Here is a 21,523-nt window from a genome sequence, read left to right as displayed (position 1 = left end):
GCCGGCGGCATAAAAAACAGTATCAAGTGGTATCTGAAAATCAGGAGGAAGAATTATTGGTTTTGGAGTAATTATCTCAGTATGCGTTATCGTGCTGGTCCTGCTGGCAGCGATCATCGCCATTCTCTCGCGGTACCGGAAGTGCCCTTCCGACAAGGTCCTCGTCATCTACGGTAAGGTGGGGGCCAACAAGGACGGTTCCACCAGAAGCGCCCGCTGCATCCACGGCGGAGCCGCTTTCATCATTCCCGTCCTCCAGTCCTATCAGTATCTGGACCTGACGCCCATGTCCATCAACGTGGATCTGAAAAACGCTCTGTCCAAGCAGAATATCCGTGTAGACGTTCCGTCCCGCTTCACCGTGGGCATCTCTGTGGAATCCGGCGTCATGCAGAACGCCGCCGAACGTCTGCTGGGCCTGAAGCTGGCTGAGATCCAGGAGCTGGCCAAGGACATTATCTTCGGACAGCTGCGTCTGGTCATCGCCACCATGGACATCGAGGAGATCAACACGGACAGAGACAAGTTCCTCATCGCCGTCTCCAACAACGTAGAGATCGAACTGAAAAAGATCGGTCTTCGTCTGATCAACGTAAACGTCACCGACATCAACGACGAGTCCGGCTACATCGAAGCGCTGGGTAAGGAAGCGGCCGCCAAGGCTATCAACGATGCGAAAAAGAGCGTGGCAGAGAAGGACAGAGACGGAGAGATCGGTCAGGCCAACGCCCGCAGAGATCAGCGTATCAACGTAGCCGCAGCCAACGCTGCAGCCATCGACGGTGAAAACACCGCGAAGATCAACGTGGCTCAGTCCGAAGCCAACAGAAGAGAAAAAGAAGCGGAAGCCCTGAAGATCGCTACCGCCGCCGAGGCCGTTCAGGCTGCGAAGGCGAAACAGGAAGCCTATATCGCTCAGCAGGAAGCAGAGCAGACCCGTGCTCAGCTGGAAACAGCCACTCAGCAGGCCGACGTCATCGTTACCGCACAGATCAAAAAACAGCAGGCCGAGATCTCCGCTGAGGCGGAAGCTGAAGTCCTGCGCCGTAAAGCCCGCGGTGAAGCCGACGCCATCTTCGCCAAGATGGAAGCGGAAGCCCGCGGCGCCCAGGAGATCCTGGAACGTCAGGCCGCCGGTATCAAGAGTCTCGTAGCAGCGGCAGGCGACAATGCAGACGCCGCCGTCAAGCTGATGATCGCAGACAAACTGGAGGACCTCACCAGGATCCAGGTGGAAGCCATCAAGAATATCAAGATCGACAAGGTCACCGTCTGGGACAGCAACAACGGCGCGGCCGGCGACGGAAAGACCGCCACGGCGAATTTTCTCTCCGGCATGATGAAATCCATCCCGCCTATGAACGAATTGTTCCGTCAGGCTGGTATGGAGCTGCCCGACTTCCTGGGAAAAGACCTGGAAGGAGCCGATGTGGTATCGGCGGATGTACTGTCTGAAAAAGACGCGCCGGCCGCTCCCACAGTGGACAGCGCGGACCTGAAGGGTCCCGCGCCGAAAGCCGCTTCCGCGGCGTCATCCAGCTCCGTCTCCGTGTCCGCCCCGGTGCCCGGCGCCGAGAACACGGAGGAAACAGGCCCCCGCGTAACGCGGCCCAGGCTGAGACGATGATCGTCCGATGATGACCGGCAAAAAAGATCACCGGCAAAAAAGATCACCGGCAGAACAGATCGCAGGCTAATGCATCAAAATCATCAGGCCAGCGAAGCCGATAAAGCCAATAAAGTCAATCAAGACAATAAAGACAGAAACCGGCTGTAAAAGACCCAGAGCATCCATTCAGATGCTCTGGGTCTTTTCTATGACTGATATGACGGCTGGACATTTCTCGTCTCCTTTCCCGCGGCAGCCTGTGCACCGGCCGCTGCGCGTTCCGTTTGATTTAGATAAATGTAGCACAAAGAAAGCGGCGCCGTTGTATCAGCAGATACAAACGGCGCTCTCTTTTGGCATATTATATTTATTTTCCTTTTCCGCGTATCGCCTGATACAGCTTTGCATTTAGAATGCTGATATGGTATATTACAGGTAATTTCACTACTGCTTTCATTTGCACTCTGATAAAGGAGGTAATAAAATGTCCTTTACACCCAGTCTGGGCTCCGCCTTCAACAACACCGTGAACCGCAGTAAACAGATATCGCCGCTCTCCGGTATGTGCTCCTTCTGTACGGAGGAATGTCCCGGCACCTGCGAGATAGCTCTTTCCGCAGTACTCGGCGCTCAGGCCGTCTATCCCACCACCACAGGTTCCAATCAGGTGGCGTCAGAAAAGAACTATCCCATCGATTACTCCATTTTCAACATCAACGGACGGGTCTTCGGGGCCGAAGGCGTTCCCCCGGTCTATGAGCAGGCACAGATATTCAACGTAGATCTGGGCGTCACCTACGGCAAGACCCATCCGGTCAAAATGGCTCTTCCCATCATTCTTCCCGCCCTGATCAAGCTCAATTGGCAGGACTACTTCGGCGGGGCGGCCATGGCAGGAGTCAGCTGCGTGATCGGAGAGGGTTCCCGCAGCAAGGATCCCGACGCTGTCTACCAGGACGGAAAGATCACCGGCTTTCCCTTTTTGAAACAGATTTTAGATTCCTTCCGCAAATACGATCGGGGCTACGGCCAGATCATCCTGCAGTGCAATGTGGAGGACGATCTCTGCGGCCTGCCGGAATACGCCGTGACCGCGCACAATGTAGAGGGCATCGAATTCAAATTCGGCCAGTCTGCCAAAGGCACGCAGCCCGCCCATCTGCTCAGGGGCGGTTATGAGGAAGCTCTCCGAAAACGCTCCGAAGGCGTGCTGGTGCATCCCGATCCCTCCTCCCCTGAGATCCAGGACGCCTGCCGGCGGGATGTGTGCCCCAATTTCTACTCCTACGACAGACTTCCTCTGTGGGATGAAGACTATCTCAGCGGGCGCATCGCCGACCTGCGCAGGGCGGGGCTGAAGAATGTGTATTTCAAGATGGCCGGGTACGACTCCGCCGACGTGGAGCGCGTCATACGCATCGCCGCCTCCGTAAAGGCGGATATGGTCACCTTTGACGGAGCCGGCGGCGGCAGCGGGTACAGCCCCTGCAAAATGATGAACGAATGGGGACAGCCCGCCGTCATGCTGGAAACGACGGTGGTGCGCATCGCGAAAAGATTGAAAAAAGAGGGGCTCCAACTGCCCGCCCTGGTCATTACCGGCGGATTTTCCATGGAAGATCAGGTCTATAAGGCGCTGGCCCTGGGGGACGGAGAGATCGCGGCGGTGGGTCTGTGCCGTTCTTCCATGGCGGCGGCCATGACCGGCAAAAGCATCGGCAGCCGGATCCGGTCAGGTGAGATCCCGCCCATGTTCCGATCCTTCGGCGCTTCCGTTGAAGAGATCTTCGCCGATATCCCCGATCTGCGGTATCTCTACGGAAAAGAAGCCTCGGAGTTCTCCACCGGCGCCATAGGCGTTTACTCTTATTTAAACAGAATTTCATTCGGACTGCAGCATTTTGCGGCTCTGAACAGAAAATTCCGCCTGTCCTGCGTCAACAAGGACGATCTGATCCCGCTGACCGCGGAAGCAAGGGAACTGCTGGCAGGCATATAGTCCGGCCAGACGGACATTCGGAGATCCGGCGGGGACCCGTATGCCGGAACTCCTCCGCCGCGGGCCGGACTGCTGCGGCAGATCGGAAGAACGTCGTGTAGGGAGGGAATGTAGATCTCGGTGGGCGCCGTAGTATTAATAAAAAAAATTGTGCAGCAGGCCAACGCCGTGGACCTGCGCGGCAGACCGTCCAGCAACGGGCCAACGCGCTGCGGCAGACCGCCCGAAGGCGGAACGGCGCTGTCTGAATTGCCCATAAAAAAGAGAACGCCCGGCAAAGTTTATAAATTTTGCCGGGCGTTCTCTTCTATAATTCCGTCTATTCCATGGGGCGGCCTGTTCTCTCATTCCTTCTCGATAGCCCCCATGGGGCACAGAGAGACGCAGCTGCCGCATCCCGTGCATTTCCCGTTAATGAAGGCCGTGCTGCCCTTCATCTCGATGGCCCGGGAGGGACAGATGCGGATACACATTTTACACCCTCTGCACACATCTTCTCTGATTCTTACCACCATCTCCTGTTCTCTCCCCTTTCCCGCGCAGATACGCCTGTTTCACATCTTATTATCACGTCATATTGCTTTATGCCGCAGTTTCATTTTTTGCCGCCGTCAGATACGGCCTTCCTCCGCCATCCTGCGCAGATACGCCCGAAATTCCGGACCTACGTCCTCGCGTTTCAGGGCCAGCTCCACAGTAGCCTGCAAAAATCCCGCCTTGCTTCCGGAATCGTAACGGCTGCCCTCCACCGTCCGGGCCAGCATGCCCTGTTTTGCATGGAGCAGACGGAGCGCGTCCGTCAGCTGCAGCTCGCCTCCCGCTCCCGGACGGATCTCCGACAGCGCCTCAAAGATCTCCGGAGTGATGACATATCTTCCAATGATGGCCAGATCGGAGGGAGCTTCTTCCCTCTTTGGCTTTTCCACCATATCGATGACGCGGTAAAGTCCCTTTTCCAGTTCCTCGCCTTTCACGATCCCGTAGTTTTCCACCTCGGATTCGGGGACGCGCAGAACGCCCAAAACGGTGCAGGCGTACTCTTCGTACACGTCGATCATCTGGCGGATGCAGGGGGTCCGGCAATCCATGATCTCGTCGGGGAGCAGCACGGCCACCGGCTCGCCCTCCGCGAAGACGCGGCCCTTGTTCACCGCATGCCCCAGACCCAGCGGCGACTTCTGACGGATATAATGGATGTCCGCCATGTCCGATATCTTGCTCACCGCCTGCAGGAGTCCGGTCTTTCCTCTTTCCTCCAGATCTTTTTCCAGCTCATAGGATTTGTCAAAGTGGTCTTCTATGGCCGCCTTGTCTCTGCCGATGACGATGAGGATCTCCTCAATGCCGGCGGCCAGCGCCTCCTCCACGATATACTGGATCGCGGGCTTGTCCACGATCGGGATCATTTCTTTGGGAAGCGCCTTCGTCGCCGGCAGGAATCTGGTTCCCAGCCCCGCCGCGGGAATGATCGCTTTCCGCACTTTTTTTACATTCATTCTCTTCTCCCCTGAGGCCGTTCCGCCGCCTGTGAAGCGGTCTTCCGGCCCTTTTTCTACAATTCCTCAATTTGCAAATATAGTTTAACACATTTCCCCTGAAATAGGGTATACTTTATTATGAATAGCTGGCTCCGGTAATAATCCGATCCGGCAAAACAGCCGGCGTCCGGCGGGCCTTCCCGTCTCCCGGCAGTATAAGGAGGAAACGATTCATTGGATCAAAGGACAGAACGCGCAAACCTGAAGCTGATAAAGGGAGGTCATCCCAATCCCTCTCCTGGAGACAGCCGGGAATTCGTGTCCGCATTTGTCACCGACACACGCCTCATGGGGGTGGTCGGTCTTTATATACACTGGAAAATGGCGAATACGATCTACTGTACCGATCTGCATCAGTTTTTTTACTTTGATGCGGAGGAGTTTGGATTGGAGAATTATCAGAGTCTGACCGGCGGCGACAGCGCCGGACTTGCCATTCTTGAAAAATCCGTCATCGGCGGTCTGGGCGGCAAAAAGGTGGAGCTGACGGAAAAGGAAGCCTGCTATCTCGTCCAGAGCTTCGCGGAAGACACGAAGCGGCTCCGCAAGCCGCTGCCGGAAGGCCGTGAGGAGTACGGCTTTCTGTTGGACGAACCGATCTCGCTCACGAGAAAAGAGAGGACCCTGCTGGTCCGGAAGTGCTGTACTCCCATCGAGAGCGACTATCAGCTGGTCCACTATTATCTCATGCGGGCTTTTGGCAAGGACCGCAAAGGCATGTCCATTCTCACATCGCCCAACGCCAGAACGGAGGACATCGGCGAGCTCAGCGAGTTCCGGCCCTGTACCCTCTGCAAAAACACCATTGAAGAATTCATCAATGCGGACGGAGAGATCTCTTACCTCAGCGAATCGCTGGTGGAGACCTCTTCCCAGTACAAACTCATCATGTCGGAGATCACCACGGAGGACGGACTGGTCCTCAGCGCCCGCAGAAAATCCGCCTTTCCCGTCACGGTGGCGGAAGTCAGCATGATGCTGGCACGTCCGGAATTCGTTACGGTCTTCGAGATCCTGGCCGATCCCGACGACTTCGATCTGGACTTTACCATCCACAGCGCCGGTTTCATGATGACTTCACACGAAAACGGCCGTCTTTACATGGAATTCAACCGCAACAACAGCCACGTCAACCAGAGGATATTCCGTCTCAACGACGATATCCACGGTCTTTACTACGTGTCTGATTTCGGACAGCTCATCGTGGCGGCCTATTCCCTTAACGCCATCCGCGAGGTGGAGATCGGGCTGCAAAAAAGCCCCCTGAACGCTCTGATCCTGCCCACGGCAAAATACGAGTTCAAGGAGCCTGTGCTCTACGAGTTTATCCACAGTGATTTTGAAGACTTTGACGATTTTCTGGACTCGCTGCGTGTGGACTGAGTCTCCTAATCCCTGGCCTTCATTCCCAGCCAGTATACCGTCCCAAATCCCGCTGCTGCGGCCAGCAGGCAGGATACCGCGTCTCCGGTCCCCGGGAGACCCGGAAACACGTCGATGAGCGAACCCAGCACAAAACCGATGATCAGCATGTACGTAAACTGGGGGTGCCGGCGCATGGCCCGCTCCAGAATGCCCGCCGTCACAAAGGTGCCCACAAGAGCGCCGATGCCCAGCGGAGCCAGATAAAACAGCTCCATATATCGGATGGCGTGAAGCGTCACATCGTACATTCCCAGCATCAGCAGCACGTAGGAAGCGCTGATCCCCGGAAGCACGATGGCCACGGCGACGATAACGCCGGCCAGGATCAGCATGAAAAAGCTGGACGCCGTCAGTTCCGCGCCGAAGCTGAACAGTTCCTTCGGTATGAACATGATCAGAGCGCAGCAGATGAATCCAATCGCCGCAGCCACTATATTCACGGGCTTTACCCGGTCTATGGTGGCTTTTCTGTAGAGTGGGAAAACGCTGCCCGCGATGGCTCCCAGAAAAAGATACATCATCGTCCGCTCGTAGGCCGTCACCAGATCCAGCAGCAGTCCCGACAGCGCCACGATGCCCACCAGCCCGCCGAAAGCGAACTGCAGCAGCAGTACGCCGTAGCGCTTTACGTCCTTCGTGAAATTGCTGACGCCCCGCAGCAGCCGATCGTATACATTTAAAATGATGGCCATGGTGCCGCCGCTCACGCCGGGCACCAGCATTGCCGCCCCGATTATGATCCCCTTCAGTACATTTTTCATCCCTCTGTTAACCCCTCACTCTTTTCGCCTGCCGCAGGCAGAACAGATCTTTTGTCCTTCCGCCGTAAGCACCTCTTTTATTATAGCGGATCTGCGGAAAATGTAAACCGCCCGCCGCGGCTATCCCGCATAAGAATTTGACGGCGGCTCCCGGGAATGCTAAACTCAGTGGTAGGAACAGCAGCGGAGACAGCGGCGTGGGCTGCGGACTGCTGTTTTGCATTTCAGGGGTCGCAAAGAGGAAACAGGGGAATAGAATGATAACAGAAAAAAAGTTGACGGCGGCGCAGCTGGCCGTCATCATGGGGATCTTGACATTGGGATCAAAGCTGGTGGGGCTCATACGCACCATGCTGATGGCCAATTACTACGGTACGGGATATGTGAAGGCGGCCTTCACGCTTTCGCAGGACATACCGGTCATGCTGTTCGGCGCGCTGTTTTCAGCGGTGGCCACAGCCTATATGCCCATCTATTCAAGAAAATACGAATTGGAAGGAGAACCTGCGGCCAACCGGTTTACCAGCCAGGCTTTAAACCTGCTGTTTCTGGTGTCCGCCGTGTCCTCTCTGGTAGGGATCTTCGGATCAGATTTTCTGGCCCGCCTGATCGGCTACAAATTCTCGGAGGAGACGGTGGCTCTGACCGGATTTTATCTGAAGGTCTCCTTTTCTTTTCTGTTTTTTAATTCGACGGCCACGCTGCTGGAAGCGCTCCTGCAGTATAAGAACGTATTTCTCCCCCAGATACTCATCGGGTACGGGCAGACGCTGTGTATCATCGCGCTGACGGTGATCAGCGCCCATACGTCTCACTACCTGCTGGTATTCGGCGTACTTCTCGGGTGTGCCTTCCGTGCCGGGGGCATTCTGATCCTGGCCTGGCGCCGGGGCTTTCGCTACCTTTGCGGCCATGGACGGCGGAATCATGACCGGCAGGGAAATGGGCGTCGGGATCAGGAACTGCAGAAAGACGCCGTCCACAGTACGACGGGGCAGGCCGCACGGGAGATCATCGCCCTGTCCTTTCCGGTCTTCGTGGGCGGCAGTATCAATCAGATCAACGCTCTGGTGGATAAGCTGCTGGCCGCCGGCCTTTCGCCGGAAGCCGTAAGCGCTCTGGATTACGGCAATGTGTTTATGACCATGCTGTCCACATTGACCGTGATGATCCTGGTCACCATCGTATATCCCCGGATGACGCAGGCCCGGCTGACCCGCGATCACGATCATTTCAGCGCCATCGCGGCCCAGGGGATGAACGTGACCATGCTCATCTCCGTGCCGTTCACGCTGGGAGCCATGCTGTACAGCGATCAGGTCATCCAGGTAGTCTTTGAGCGCGGCAGCTTTGACGGCGCTTCCGTTGCCATGACCTCGCCCGCTCTGTTCTGGTATTCTGCAGGGCTGACCTTTGTGGCGGCCAACGCGCTGCTGGTGAAGATCTATTATGCCCTGGGCGACGTCCGCACTCCGGTGCTCTGCGCCGCCGCAGGCGCCGTGGTCAACATCGGCCTGGACCTTCTGCTGGTGGGGCCCATGGAGCACGGCGGTCTCGCCCTGGCTTCCAGCTACGCCGCGGCTGTCAACTCGCTGCTGCTGTGGTGTTTTCTCCGAAAGAACCACCGTGAAGTCCGCCTTCGCGGTACGGTGGAAAAAGCGTGGGCGATCACGCTGTTCTCGATCATCGCCGTGGGCGCTTCCTGGATGCTCTACCGCTTTCTGGACGCTCACATCTGGATGCCGCGCATGGTCCTGCTGGCTCTCTGCGTACTGGCGGCGGTGCTGATCTACTGGCTTCTTCTCTGCCACAGCAAAATAGAGGAGATCAATCTCATCAGGGGCTTATTCGACCCGCTGAAAAAAAGGGCGCGCAGACGCCCGTAATCTGCAGTTATCCAAAGCAGTTATCCACACAGAAATAGGAGATCGAAGGCGTAAGGCAATGAAAAATAATTATAAAGGGATCATCAATACAGACAGAAAACTCTTTTTCACAGTGGGAAAAAGCCTCTTTGTAGGCGTTCTCGTAGGCGTGGTGGTGGTGGCTTACCGATGGCTTCTGGGCGAAGCCGAGAGCCTGTCCTTTGCCATGTACGGGACCATCCGCGGGGGCGCGGCGCCGGCGGTTTTCTGCCTGTTCGCGGGCCTGGCCGCAGCCGGGGCCTTTATCGGCCTGCTGGTCCGCCGCTGTCCCCTCATCAGCGGAAGCGGCATTCCCCAGGTCAAAGGTATTCTTCTGGGATACTTTCAGAACAGCTGGCTGGCCACTCTCCTGGCCAAGTTCTTCGGCGGCGCGCTCTGCATCGTGGCAGGCCTGTCGCTGGGCCGCGAGGGCCCGTCCATTCAGCTGGGCGCATGCGTGGCCGACGGCTTTGCCCAGCGCTACGGGGCCACCCGCATGGAACGAAAGCTGCTCATGGCCAGCGGAGCCAGCGCCGGGCTGGCAGCCGCTTTCAACGCGCCGCTGGCAGGCGTCGTCTTCACGCTGGAGGAAGTATTCAAGTACTTTTCTCCCGCCATCCTGCTCTCGGCCATGACCGCTTCCGTGGCCGCTGATTTCGTGTCGAAGTACGTCTTCGGCATGGCTCCCATCTTCCAATTTCCCGTGGAAGGGGCTCTTCCGCTGACTGCCTACTGGTGTCTGCTGCCCCTGGGGATCCTGCTGGGGCTTTCCGGAGCGCTGTACAACAGAGTGCTTCTGGGCACCCAGAGCGCTTATAAACGCGTCTCTTTCCTGCCCGACTGGGCCCGGCCCATCGTCCCCTTCGCGTGCGCCGGCGTCCTGGGGCTGTGCTTTCCCATGGTCCTGGGCGGCGGCCACGCCATGCTCTCGCTCTTCACTTTAGACACCGCCGCAGGACTGCTTCTCGCCGCTCTGGCGGTAAAATTCCTGTTTTCCATGGTCAGCTTCGGATCCGGAGCCCCGGGCGGGATCTTCTTCCCCCTGCTGGTCATGGGCGCGGCCGTCGGCGCCTGGTTCGGCCAGCTTGCGGTGACCTATGCAGGGATCGACCCCGTTCTCTTTTACAATTTCGTCATTATTTCCATGGCCGGTTTCTTCGCCGCTATCGTGCGGGCGCCGATCACCGGCATCGTGCTCATCGTGGAGATGACAGGTTCTTTTTCCCACATGCTGTCTCTCACCGTAGTATCGCTGATCGCCTATCTGACGGCGGATCTGGTATCCAGCCAGCCCATCTACGACTCTCTGCTGGCAAGACAGGTCAAGGGAAACCGCCGCCTGCACATCGAGGAAGATACGGACAAGAAGATCACCTTTGAGATCATCGTACAGCTGGGTTCCCCGGCGGCGGGCAAAAAGGTCTCCGAGGTGGCGTGGCCTTCTCAGTGCCTGCTGATCGCGGTAAAGCGCGGGGGCCGGGAATTTATTCCCAAAGGGCGGACCGTGATCCTTCCCGGGGACTATCTCATCTGCCTGTCGCCTTTGTCCATAGAGGCTGAAATACGAAAAAAATTACGGCAGCTCGTAACGCCTTAGCAAACATTATGTAAACCTATGTTTGCCCGTGAAAGAACGTTTTTCAACAAGAGATAAATGCGGAAATTTCGGGATTATTGTCGATTTTCCACATGCGGGATAAAATTGTATACAATTTTATCCCAAGGCCCCTGTGGATAATGTGTAAAGCACAGATCGTTTAAATTTGAACGTATACATGGGTCAATCAAAAAATCAACCCCAAAGTTATCCACAGCTTCCACAGGATAAATCGTAACCCCGCCGCAAAACTGCGTTCGCGGTTCTGTTATCAATGATATCAAGCGCTTTTCGGCGTTCTTTCCCTGAAAATTCCATCATTCCGTCATAAATGAGCGCCGCAATTTTTTTCTGATATTCCTCATCGCACAGGCGTTGTTCCTCCGCCCGATTGGAGAGAAAACCGCACTCCACGATGACCATGGGAACCGTGGGATTCTTAAACAGCATCACATCTTTTTTGCCCAGGGCGATCCGGTCCGTTCCGTCGTCCAGACCAGCCACCAGTTTTTCCTGAATATGTTCCGCCAGCTCCTTGCTCCTGTCCACCACAGTATCATCCTGCGCCGCAGAGGGGTAGAAGGTCTGCGCCCCGTGTACCCCCGGATCCTGTTTGAAGCTGTTGAGGTGGATGCTTACCGCCATGACCGGTTCCGTCTTCTCCACGATGGCTTTCCGCTCTTTCAGATCCTCTGTTTTCAAACTGCGTATACTTCGTTTCCCTTCTATCTCCATCTGGTCCGTACCGTCGTTTTTCACGCCTGTATACAGGCCTTTATCCTCTTCTCTGGTCATGACCACCTTCCAGCCGTCCTGTTCGGCCAGGTCGCGGATCGCCAGAGCGATAGCCAGGTTGATGTCTTTTTCGCTGATCCCCGCCGCGCCTACGGCTCCCCCGTCCATCCCCCCGTGCCCCGGATCGATGACGATGGTATCCGACGGCGAGATCAGAGACGCCCGCGACGACAGCTCTGCCGGCGCCGCAGAGATCAGCAGAACTATGATCAGCGCGGTCAGGACCGTGGCGGCTCCCCACTTTATTTTCAATTGCATTCCGTCCTTTCCGGGGAGGAAACATCCCCTGCATATCCAGGCGCTGCCTTCGCTTTATTATATGAAAAAAGCGGCCCCCGTTAGAACGGAGACCGCTTCAATGAATGCAAAAAATGTGCAGTATGTATGTTACAGTCCCATCTGAAGGATCTCTTCCGTGGACTTTTGCGTGCACGCCATGACCATTGCTCTCGTCTTATCGAAGACGTCGTCCGGCATACGCATCGTTGGAGCGGAGACGCTGACGGAAAAGATCACATTTCCGCCCGGCCCTCTCACCGGGGAAGCCACACAGCGCAGGCCCGCACAGAATTCCTCGTCGTCCACCGCGAACCCCAGCTTTCTGATCTGCTCCATCCTCTGCCAGAAGTCTTCGAAGGTACCGCCAATTTCTGCCGTGTTGTTGTCGTATACCCAGCGGAGCACGGACTTTGACATGTCCGCCAGAAAAACTTTTCCCATACCTGTACTGTAAGCGGGATATCTGGCGTTCAGCTCATAATTGGGCCTCAGAAGGTGCTTGCTCTCCACTCTGTAGATATACGTGACTCTGTCGCAGTCGGCGATGCCCAGATTGATGGTCTCGCCGCATTCTTCATTGAGCTGCTTCATATTATCCATTACGACCTTCATATACTTGTCCATGCAATTCACAGACCGCGCCATCCGGATGACCTTCGGGCCCATGCGGTATTTCTTGTTTTTCTTGTTCTGAAAAATAAATCCTGTAAATTCCAGGCTCTGCATAATGCGGTAAACAGAACTCTGCGGCATGTGGATCAGCTCGGCGATCTCCTTGATCCCCACTTCCTGACAGTCGTCGTCAAAACAGTTCAGGATCTCCACAGCTTTCAGCAGCGTCAGTGTGAATAAATTATTCGTTGTGTTTGTTCCCGTTTCATTTCCCATTTTTCACTTTACATCCGCACGCATCACCCCCTGAAATATGCGTGTTTCAGCTTAAACTCCTTCCATTTGTTTCGCTGAATTTTCTTGGCCTGATCCAGCAAAATCTCTTTCGTATTGAACTTAGGCCATTTGTGCACATAATAAGGCAGCAGGGACAGAATAAGATCCGCCCGTTTTTCATCCTTCACAATACCGGATTCCATCAGATCTTTTTTCTTGATCGCCAGATCCTCGATAAAGACCGCTTCATTGTTCTTGCTGATCTCATGGAGCATGGTGTCGCGGACGAAAACCCCTTTGGTATCAATGTCATAAAGTTTGCACTGAATTTTCGCTATATTCTCAAGAAATTGATAGTTGTCAAAACCCTCGTCGTAGATCAGGCGCTTCAGCTGTTTACTTTTGCGAATAAAGTGAAGATCGGGCAGATGTTTGTGCGCATAAATTTCTTTTTCCCTGAGAGCGCTGTCATAATTCAAATGAGCCATAGCGGCAAAATCCCGCTTTCTCAAAAACCCCAAGTAAAATACGGTGAGCCGACGTTCCAAGATAGGCAGCGTATCGTCGATACGCCTGATGTACATATCCAGACCTTTTTTCTCGTTTTTGCTCATGGTGCGGTAGATCCGCTCCCCCACGATCAGAGGGAACAGTTTGCAGTCTCTGATATAGAGCACTCCCTGTCCGGCGTGGGGCGCTGTCAGTATCCGTCCGAACCAGCGGGCCAGCCACGTTTTGTCAGTCTCCTTCAGCTGTGACGCCACGGACGTGATCCGGGCCTTCAGCTCCCCCTCCAGGCTGAATCCCGTGCGCGCGGCATACTCGATCAGTTCAAAGGCAGCGGAAGGGTCCTCCTTCAAGAGCTCCCCGCTGTCCCGCACTGTGCGGATCCGCTCCGCCCGTGCATCTTCCAGCCCGCCCCAGGGATCGGTCATCTGCTGGCCGTCAAAGGCGAAGGCGTCTGCGGTCACCAATCTGGAATTCAAATGTTCTTCCATCGTTCCTGACAGAAAATAAAAAACCACAGGCGCATCCTTATCCCCCGCTTCCGGTCCAAAACCTTCCAGCCGGAACATTCCAGCTTCGCTTTCGCCGGAAGAGCCGCTGCCGCCCACCTGCTTTCCTTCCGGAAACAGTCTGGCGAGCAGCGCTGCGTCCGCATCCGTGATCACGCTCCACTGCGTCAATTCCGTCTCAGCCGCCAGCTCCCGCAGACCGGCTCCCGCCGCCGCGGCCGTTCGCTTATTCTCCGAAAGCAGCCTGAGAATCTTCTTGATGCCTCTGGGCAATCTGATGTCATCCATATTTTTCATCCTTAATTACATAGTATACTAAATACTTTTTCTTTACGCAAGGGCCAGATCCCCTGCCATTCCATTTTTGCAGACAAAAAGCGAGTAATAATATAATAAATAAATACAATTGCAAACAAATAGTAAAATTACATTCCAAAAATAACAAATGAAATCCGCTTCTGCCGGCGGCTCTCCCGCCGTCTGAGACAACAAAAGCAAGGCATACGTATTCAGCCCTGCTTTTGTTGGCGTCGTCCGGCTGCAGCAACAGCCGGACGACGGCGCGCCTCATCATTCACACAAATCAGAGGCAAGCCTTTATCACATCTATAATCTCTTCTGCTTTGTTATCGGCGTGAATACCCATTTCCTTCAGTTTGTCGCTGACGTCCTCGGCCAGCTCGTCGCCGTCCAGGTCCTCGTTGAGGAGACCGCCCATGATGACGCTGACGCCATCCAGCTTTCTCTTCTCCAGCCCTTCCAGCAGTTCCTTGCCGTAGCTATAGGCGATACCGTTGTAGGTGCTGACCAGCACCACCTTACATTCGGTCTCGATCACAGCGTCCAGCACTTCGGCCGTTCCGATGCTGGTGCCCAGGTCGAAGACCGTAGCGCCCGCTTCGATCAGAATGTCTTTGATGATCTGCTTACCGAATTCGTGAACGTCGGTGGTGCAGATAACGACCTTGACGCCCTCCAGGGATTTCTCCAGGCCGGGGATCTGAACGATGATGGAATGCTCCTGACGCTTCAGATCGCTGACCGAGTTGGTGGGACGTACGGGGATCCTTCCGCGCAGGGCCATCTTATCCGCCTTGCCCACGCCGAAGTTCTCTTCAAGCTGCGCAGGTCCGATGGCTTTGATGGCTCCCATGATCTCGCCGGGATGCTCTGTGTCTACGCCCAGACTGTCCAGTCCGTTCATGACTCTCTCGAAGAAGAGATTTCCGCAGGCTACCAGCAGATCCTTCTCCGCGATGATCTTGTCCCAATCCAGATATTCCGCATAACACGGCGCCTTTTTGATCATCTTGTCTGCGATCATATGGGCCTGGACGATCTCTTCCACCGTGGGGATACGGGCCGCCTCGCTGACCGGAATAGGCACCACAGCGTGACCTGTAGCCAGGCGGTTCTGACCGATGATGTCGCCAGTGATAAACGAAGCCAGGGCTCCGCAGTTTTGTTCAAAGTCAAATCCGTACTCCGTGGTATTTCCATAGATCATGGAACCCGGAATATGGTTGGGGTTCATCTCCCATACAGCCAGGTTGAAGATGATACGCATGATCGGGTGGCTGAACAGATTTCCGAAGCAGTGGCCCAGACCGCCGCCCAGCAGATCCTCGATGTAGTAGCGTTCCACTCTCGCCCAGCCGACCAGGTTGGCAATGTCGTGCAGCTGCCCGCCGTAACCGTCGTCAAGATTGGAGTGGATGATAGCGCCGTCCTCCTTGAACTTTGCCATGACGCCCACAGCCTTGATGATGTCCATGACGCGGTACTCTTCTTCATCGATGCCCGGCCACTCGTAGGTATAGTAGTGGGACGGATTTCCGATGGTGGTAACGCCCGCGCGCAGCGCGTTCATGGCGTTTTCCAGACCGTTGAGCGTACCGATCATCATATCGCCGCAGTGGGGCTGCACCGGCACGATCTGCCCGATCTGTTTCCATTCTTCCTCGTTTTTGAAGATCAGTCCGGTTCCCTGAAGCTGTCCTGCTCTCCACTTCTCAGGCATACCCATGAGATTATCGAGACAGAATCCGAACCGGTCGATATAGCTTCCTCTTTCCTGAAGCTGCGAGTAGACTTCTTCTACACATTTTTTAGTGGTATCCCACGTATTATACCCGATGTGGGTATGTTTCATGATATGACGATGGCCTGAGTTCATCATCTTTTTCTTGTACTCGCCTTCGGTCTTCACACCGTGTTCCTTACAGAACAGAGTCTGACCCAGTTCCACCTGATCCTGCAGTTTCTTGATCTCCGAGCGAATTGTCTGCATGTCGGGGAGGTTCTTGTACTCAAACCTCTTTTTCATTTTGATTTCCATATTTTCCTCCTGTTGAGCCTGGAGCCATACCATCTGCAGCGCGGACCCCAGCGCCTTTCGCCAAGGCCCGCGCCGGATTTATTACACCTGTTTCAAACTGTTTTTCATGATCGCCAGCGCTGCTTCCGGATCGATCTCCTTCAGAATGCCCGCCGCGTAAAATACGTAATCAGTATCAACGAAGAACTCCGCGCTTCTGGGAAGCATGTAGTTCAGCTTTACATCCTGTTCCGTAGTGACCGCTTCCGCCAGGATCCTGCCCGGAGCGCCGCTGTGAATGATCGGGCCGCCCGTGCCGATGACCGTGCGTATCCTGGATAGATTTTTCCCCTTCTGTACCAGAGGGCACACCCTGGATCTCACGTGCTCCAGCTTCCCGGAGTGTCTCCGCACCGCCGTTCTGCAGGCGTAGCAGGCGATCTGCTCATCGACCCGCAGTTCCAGTTCTCTGTGGGCGGGATCGTCTGCAGGCAGGAATTTGATGTTTTCCAGCCTGCGGCCGATGGAACTCCCGAGCTGTTCTTCCGTGATCCCCAGATCCGCCGCCGCCTGGGCGCTTCCGATCTCCTCGATCACCAGTCCTGAGGATTCGCGCATGCCCAGATCTCCCTCCACCGTGCGCTTTGCATAGGGTTCGGGAGAGCCCACGATCTTCGCGCCCTCGTAAGCCCTCGGCTCGCAGTATGTATGGATATCTGTGGTCGCTCCGCCGATGTCGACGATCATGAGATCGCCCAGCCCTGGTTCGCTGCCGCAGCCGCGGGCCAGAAGCTCGCCCGCTTCCAGCACCGCCGCCGGCGTAGGCATTACAATGCGTTCGATGGCGCTTTTCACTTTGTCCAGGCCCTTCATATTGGTGATCCGTTCCAGAAAGATATTGCGGATCAGCGACTCCGCGTGGGCGGAATCCACTTCACCCACTCTGGGGATGATGTTGTTGACGACGAAGCACTCTTTTCTCTTCAGATAGAACCCGATCTTTACGTCCTTCAGGATCTCGCTGTTTCCCGCGTAGATGATAGGGATCCTGTTGTCCATCTTTCCCAGCATATTTACGTTGTGGAGGACAGCGGTGGTATTTCCGCCTTCATAGCCCCCGCAGAGAAGTATGATCTCCGCTCTGGAACTCTCGATCTCCGCCACGTCTTCATCGGTGAGAAAGCCTGAATAGGACTTGAGAATTTTCGCGCCCGCTCCGAAGGCCGCGTTTTTTCCGGCCACGATACTCAGAGTGGGAGTCAGTCCGATGACGATCATCCGCAGCCCTCCAGCGGCGCTGCTGGTAGCCAGCTTGCGCGCCTGCCTGAAGTTTTCTTCCCCTATCTCCCTGCGTATCTTGTCGTACAGCCGGTCCAAAGCGATCTTCGCATCGACACCCACTGTGGATGGTTCCTTCTCCGCCAGCACGATCTTTCTCGCATCCAGATCCACCACCGTGGCCTTTGTGAACGTGCTGCCAAAATCCAACAAAATTGCATTGCCCATTTTGTATAACTCCTTCGCTGAAATTTCCTTTTCATCCTGGAAATCCTACGAACTGATCTCTGCAGCGGGCCGCCCGCCTACAGGCGGGCGGCCCATCGCCGCATTAGTCCATAATGATAGCGCCGTTTACGTCAAGAACTTCGCCGTTGATATAAGATACGTTGTCGTTGCACAGGAAGCAGCAGGCTTCTCCGATCTCAGACAGCTTGCCCAGACGTCTGGACGGAATGATCTTGAGGGCGTCCTTCCAGCGGTCGCCGGCCAGAACGGTCTCGGATTCTACCCAGCCCGGAGCCACGCAGTTGCTGTTGATGTCGTATTCCGCCATCTCCAGTGCGAAGGACTTTACCAGACTGATCACGCCGGCCTTGGCCGCGGAGTAGATCGCCACGCCGGAGGCGGGGCACTTGCCGTCGCAGGAGCTGATGCTCACGATCCTGCCGTAGTTGTTGGGGATCATGGACTTCTTCACAACAGCCTGAGTGGTGAAGAACGTTCCCTTCAGGTTGACATCCACCACCTTGTCGAAGTGAGCCTCGTCCACGTCGACGCACAGCACCGCCGGATAGATTCCCGCATTGTTGACCAGAATGTCGATCTTTCCCCACTTGGCAATAACATCGTCTACCATGGCGTTTACCGCCTTCACATCTGTGATATCCGTGTCGTACACCAGAGTCTTTCTACCCAGCGCCTCAATATCTTTGCAGGTCTTGCAGTCCGCAGTGGCTCCAATACCGTGCACAACGACATCCGCGCCGTTCTCAGCGAACTTCAGTGCGATCGCCTGTCCGATACCCTGTGCGCTGCCCGTGATCAATGCTACTTTTCCGTCAAACATACCCATGACATTACCTCCTTAGGTTAATGGTCGTGCTCAAATAAATTATAATCAGCTATGATGCTGTCTCTGTCCATTCTTCCGAGAGCGTCGGTCAAATTGCCGATCCCCACTCTCTTCAGCGCGGAAAGCACAGCATACGGATTATCGATATCAATGTGGTCGCTCAGGACCTCCAGAGTGGACTCGAAGAACATCTCCCCTCGATCGTAGACCTCCTTGGCCCTCCTGTCAATCTTGTCAAAATCAATGAGTGACACCACGTCGGGGATGTAAGCCTCCAATTCCTTTGCGTACTCCAGCGTTCTGACGACCTCGTCGGTAGTCACGTCGGTGGTCAGGCCCTGATTGGCCATCGTGGCGATGGCGTGGCCCGTCTGATAGACGTACTGACCTGCCATGTCACAGAGCACGGACATGCACAGGTGGGGCGTGTTGCGTTCTATGTCGGCGCTGTTTCTTCCCAGCTTGTTGGTAAATACCATGGAGCCGGTCAGATCGCCCTTGTGGGCCGTCTTCAGCGCGGACAGGAAGATCAGACGTTTCTCCGGCGAGAAAAACATATCGCCGTAAGAGTGAGCGATCTTCGCGCCCATCAGGTCTTCCACCAGATACTTTTCCAGCAGAGCGCAGCCGATGAGCAGTCCCAGATCCGCGGCCTTGTCGCCGTAGCCGTCGTCCAGATTTGAATGGATCAGCGTTCCCGCATCCACGTTCTCGGCCATGACCGCCATGGCCTGCAGCGTGCTTCTGGTCCTGGCGTCCACATCGGAAAACTCGGGATACTCGTAGCCGAAGAACTGTGAAACGTTGCCTATGGTGGTGACGCCGGCTTTCAGCGCGTTCTGCACGATCTCATAGGAAGCCGGGCTTCCGATCATATTGTCTCCCAGATGGGGCTGCATCTTTTCCGACATGCCAAGCATATCCCAGTCTTCCTGACCGGCAAAGTACAGCGCGCCGCCTTTTTTGTTCTTTTCCCGGATATCGGCGGGAAGCGCCATCGCCGGGTCGATGCTGATGCCGAAACGATCCAGACACAGTCCTTTGGCCGACAGTTTTTCATCCAGTTCTCTGATCTGTGTCTTGAACACTTCATTGTTCTCACAGCAGAGATGGAAATGATACATCATCCGGCCTTTCTTGCTCATGGCCTTCTTGTAGCTCTTTTCCGACTGAAACTCACTGGCCGCCACAAAACGAGTCTGTCCAACCTTCAGTTCTCTGCCCGTGCGTCTAGCCTCGTCGATGAAGCTGCAGTCCGCGCCGCGGAGATCCTTGAGTTTTTCTTTTAAGTCCAAAGCCATTCTGCTTCTCCTCTCTTCCGGCGCCCGCGCCGGTCTGCACCGGCGGGGCCCCATTCAGAAATAAACCCGATCTGTCTGTCCTGATTTTCTTCAGTCTGGAGACCTGGCCCGGTCCGCAGAGCGGTCCGTAGCCAGGTCTCGCACAAGTCTATCTGTTCTTTCATGAACCGATCAACGATAGAAAGAATATTTTTACTAAGCCGTCATCACGGAATCCTTCTGATCCTGGCTGTAGTCATAGGTCTTCATACCCCAGCCGGTGATCGCGCAGACGAGAGCCATGATGCAGGTGCCCCAGCCGATGTAGTAGTAGCCGATGTACTGGCCTACAGGCACGCCCAGAGTCTGGGATGTGAATACGCCGGAGGAGCCCCAGGGAACGATCGGGCAGAAGTTTACGCCGCCGTCGGAGATCGTTCTGGAGAGCACGCATCTGTCGAGACCCATTTCCTCGTACTTCTTCTCGTAAGCCTTCACCGGGATGATAGCCGCAATGTACGGGTCGCAGGCGAAGTAGGACATTCCGATACCGGTCACCAGGGTGGTGGCGATCAGTCCCACTCTGTTCTTGATGATGTTTTCCATCTTGTCTACGATCTTGGTCAGCATCTTCGTTCTGTCGAAGCCGCCGGCCATAGCCAGCGAACAGATCATCAGAGCCAGGGTGTACAGCATGGAAGAGACGCCGCCCCGTTGACAGATCTTCGCAACCTCAGCCGGTACGCTCTCCGCGATAGCGGGATCGATGGAATATCCGTTCATCAGCATCTTCAGCACATCTCCGGGATTCATGCCCTGATAAGTGATAGCGATGATCAGTGCGCAGAACATTCCCAGGAACAGCGATACCGTGGTGGGCAGCTTAAGGATGATCGCTGCGATCAGAACCACCAGGGGCAGCAGTACGATGGGGCTGAAATTGTAGATCTGCTCCAGTCCCCCTCTGATGACCTCGATCTGTGCAGCGTCTACTTCGCCGCCTCTGAAGCGCATGCCCAGAACAAAGTAGATGATGATGGATACAATAAGTGCGGGTCCGGTTGTATAAAGCATGTTCTTGCAGTGTTTATAAATGTTAACTCTGGAAACACCGGCCGCATACATGGCAAAGTCGGAGATCGGGGACTGCTTGTCGCCGAAATAAGCTCCGCCGGCCACAGCTCCCGCAGCCATTCCCACAGGAATGCCAAGTCCGATGGAGATTCCGATGAAAGCAACGCCGATGGTGCCGCATGTAGTCCAGGACGAACCCGTTACAGATGACAGGATCGCACACATGATCGTTACGAAAGCCAGGAACCAGGCAGGGTTGATCAATTCCAGCCCTACATAGATTATGTACGGTACGGTACCGGCCGCCATGAACGAAGCGATCAGCGTACCGACAACGATGATGACCACCATAACGCCCATGGATGTGGCGGCCGAATTGGCCATCGCAGTCTCCAGCTCCCCGAGAGGAATGTGAAGAAACGCGGCATAAATCATAATAATAGCACAGGCAAAAATAAGCGGAATGTGGGCATCCAGTCCGAGAACAAGAATGCCTACCATAATGACACTGACGCAAATGATGAACATGATCACGGAGCTGGCAAAGGTACCCTCGCGCTCCGGTGCTCTCACTTTCTTTGCATTTTCCATTTTGATTCTCCTTTTCTTACTTACTCTAACAAAAGGTAATTTACCGTCTTCTCTCCCCCGTTTTCCCCCTAACGACTACCCTCCTTTCACGAAATCA

16 protein-coding genes are annotated in these 21,523 nt (G+C 55.3%); 5 read left to right on the top strand and 11 right to left on the bottom strand.

Going from position 1 to position 21,523, the window contains the following annotated elements:
* Positions 1-91 precede the first annotated feature (91 nt).
* Together E0E37_RS08670 and E0E37_RS08665 are read left to right on the top strand one after the other, a co-directional pair.
* Positions 92-1,627, top strand: coding sequence for a flotillin family protein (locus E0E37_RS08670; protein WP_330548562.1), 1,536 nt, complete (start codon positions 92-94; stop codon positions 1,625-1,627).
* A 466-nt stretch (positions 1,628-2,093) separates the two neighbouring features.
* Entirely contained in the window at positions 2,094-3,608 is a 1,515-nt protein-coding gene (locus E0E37_RS08665) for a glutamate synthase-related protein (protein ID WP_130862637.1), read from the top strand.
* Positions 3,609-3,952: 344 nt separating this feature from the next.
* Here the strand turns inward: E0E37_RS08665 and E0E37_RS08660 are convergent, their stop codons facing one another.
* Both E0E37_RS08660 and galU read right to left on the bottom strand, forming a co-directional pair.
* Positions 3,953-4,123 carry a 4Fe-4S binding protein gene (locus tag E0E37_RS08660; protein ID WP_130862636.1) on the bottom strand — a complete coding sequence of 57 codons (171 nt, stop codon included), beginning with the start codon at positions 4,121-4,123 and terminating at the stop codon, positions 3,953-3,955.
* A gap of 96 nt (positions 4,124-4,219) precedes the next feature.
* Positions 4,220-5,104 carry a UTP--glucose-1-phosphate uridylyltransferase GalU gene (gene galU / locus E0E37_RS08655; protein WP_130862635.1) on the bottom strand — a complete coding sequence of 295 codons (885 nt, stop codon included), beginning with the start codon at positions 5,102-5,104 and terminating at the stop codon, positions 4,220-4,222.
* 216 nt (positions 5,105-5,320) lie between these two features.
* Here galU and E0E37_RS08650 point away from each other — a divergent pair, with 216 nt between their 5' ends.
* On the top strand, positions 5,321-6,529 hold the full coding sequence (locus E0E37_RS08650; RefSeq protein WP_130862634.1) for a hypothetical protein: 1,209 nt from the start codon (positions 5,321-5,323) through the stop codon (positions 6,527-6,529).
* A gap of 5 nt (positions 6,530-6,534) precedes the next feature.
* On the opposite strand, the gene E0E37_RS08645 is transcribed toward E0E37_RS08650, so the two are convergent.
* Entirely contained in the window at positions 6,535-7,332 is a 798-nt protein-coding gene (locus E0E37_RS08645; protein ID WP_130862633.1) for a DUF368 domain-containing protein, read from the bottom strand.
* Positions 7,333-7,589: 257 nt separating this feature from the next.
* Here E0E37_RS08645 and murJ point away from each other — a divergent pair, with 257 nt between their 5' ends.
* Both murJ and E0E37_RS08635 read left to right on the top strand, forming a co-directional pair.
* The gene (gene murJ, locus E0E37_RS08640) at positions 7,590-9,218 is read left to right on the top strand and encodes a murein biosynthesis integral membrane protein MurJ (RefSeq protein ID WP_130862632.1); all 1,629 of its coding nucleotides are present in this window, start codon (positions 7,590-7,592) and stop codon (positions 9,216-9,218) included.
* Positions 9,219-9,276: 58 nt separating this feature from the next.
* Positions 9,277-10,833: a ClC family H(+)/Cl(-) exchange transporter gene (locus tag E0E37_RS08635; protein ID WP_130862631.1), complete on the top strand. Its 1,557-nt coding sequence runs from the start codon at positions 9,277-9,279 to the stop codon at positions 10,831-10,833.
* Positions 10,834-11,040: 207 nt separating this feature from the next.
* On the opposite strand, the gene E0E37_RS08630 is transcribed toward E0E37_RS08635, so the two are convergent.
* The 8 genes from E0E37_RS08630 to E0E37_RS08595 all read right to left on the bottom strand — a co-directional run bounded on the left by E0E37_RS08630 (position 11,041) and on the right by E0E37_RS08595 (position 21,426).
* The gene (locus E0E37_RS08630; protein WP_130862630.1) at positions 11,041-11,886 is read right to left on the bottom strand and encodes an N-acetylmuramoyl-L-alanine amidase; all 846 of its coding nucleotides are present in this window, start codon (positions 11,884-11,886) and stop codon (positions 11,041-11,043) included.
* A 129-nt stretch (positions 11,887-12,015) separates the two neighbouring features.
* Positions 12,016-12,795 carry an IclR family transcriptional regulator gene (locus E0E37_RS08625; RefSeq protein ID WP_130862629.1) on the bottom strand — a complete coding sequence of 260 codons (780 nt, stop codon included), beginning with the start codon at positions 12,793-12,795 and terminating at the stop codon, positions 12,016-12,018.
* 23 nt (positions 12,796-12,818) lie between these two features.
* On the bottom strand, positions 12,819-14,099 hold the full coding sequence (locus E0E37_RS08620) for a tRNA nucleotidyltransferase/poly(A) polymerase family protein (protein ID WP_130862628.1): 1,281 nt from the start codon (positions 14,097-14,099) through the stop codon (positions 12,819-12,821).
* Positions 14,100-14,394: 295 nt separating this feature from the next.
* Positions 14,395-16,149, bottom strand: a complete 1,755-nt coding sequence (locus tag E0E37_RS08615; protein WP_130862627.1) for a cobalamin-dependent protein — start codon at positions 16,147-16,149, stop codon at positions 14,395-14,397.
* An 81-nt stretch (positions 16,150-16,230) separates the two neighbouring features.
* Complete coding sequence (locus E0E37_RS08610; RefSeq protein WP_130862626.1) at positions 16,231-17,634, bottom strand: glutamate mutase L; 1,404 nt, start codon at positions 17,632-17,634, stop codon at positions 16,231-16,233.
* 103 nt (positions 17,635-17,737) lie between these two features.
* Positions 17,738-18,481: an SDR family NAD(P)-dependent oxidoreductase gene (locus tag E0E37_RS08605; RefSeq protein ID WP_130862625.1), complete on the bottom strand. Its 744-nt coding sequence runs from the start codon at positions 18,479-18,481 to the stop codon at positions 17,738-17,740.
* A gap of 17 nt (positions 18,482-18,498) precedes the next feature.
* Positions 18,499-19,782 (bottom strand): hypothetical protein, encoded by a 1,284-nt coding sequence (locus E0E37_RS08600; protein ID WP_130862624.1) that lies wholly within the window; start codon positions 19,780-19,782, stop codon positions 18,499-18,501.
* A 195-nt stretch (positions 19,783-19,977) separates the two neighbouring features.
* Positions 19,978-21,426 (bottom strand): Na+/H+ antiporter NhaC family protein, encoded by a 1,449-nt coding sequence (locus E0E37_RS08595; RefSeq protein ID WP_130862623.1) that lies wholly within the window; start codon positions 21,424-21,426, stop codon positions 19,978-19,980.
* Between the last annotated feature and the right edge of the window lie 97 nt (positions 21,427-21,523).

The sequence above is a fragment of the Bacilliculturomica massiliensis genome (genome assembly GCF_900605495.1).
In the GTDB taxonomy this organism is placed as follows: Bacteria; Bacillota; Clostridia; order Peptostreptococcales; family Anaerovoracaceae; genus Bacilliculturomica; species Bacilliculturomica massiliensis.
The sequence above is the reverse complement of the archived record's forward strand: the minus strand, read 5'-3'. Positions and strand labels throughout refer to the sequence as shown.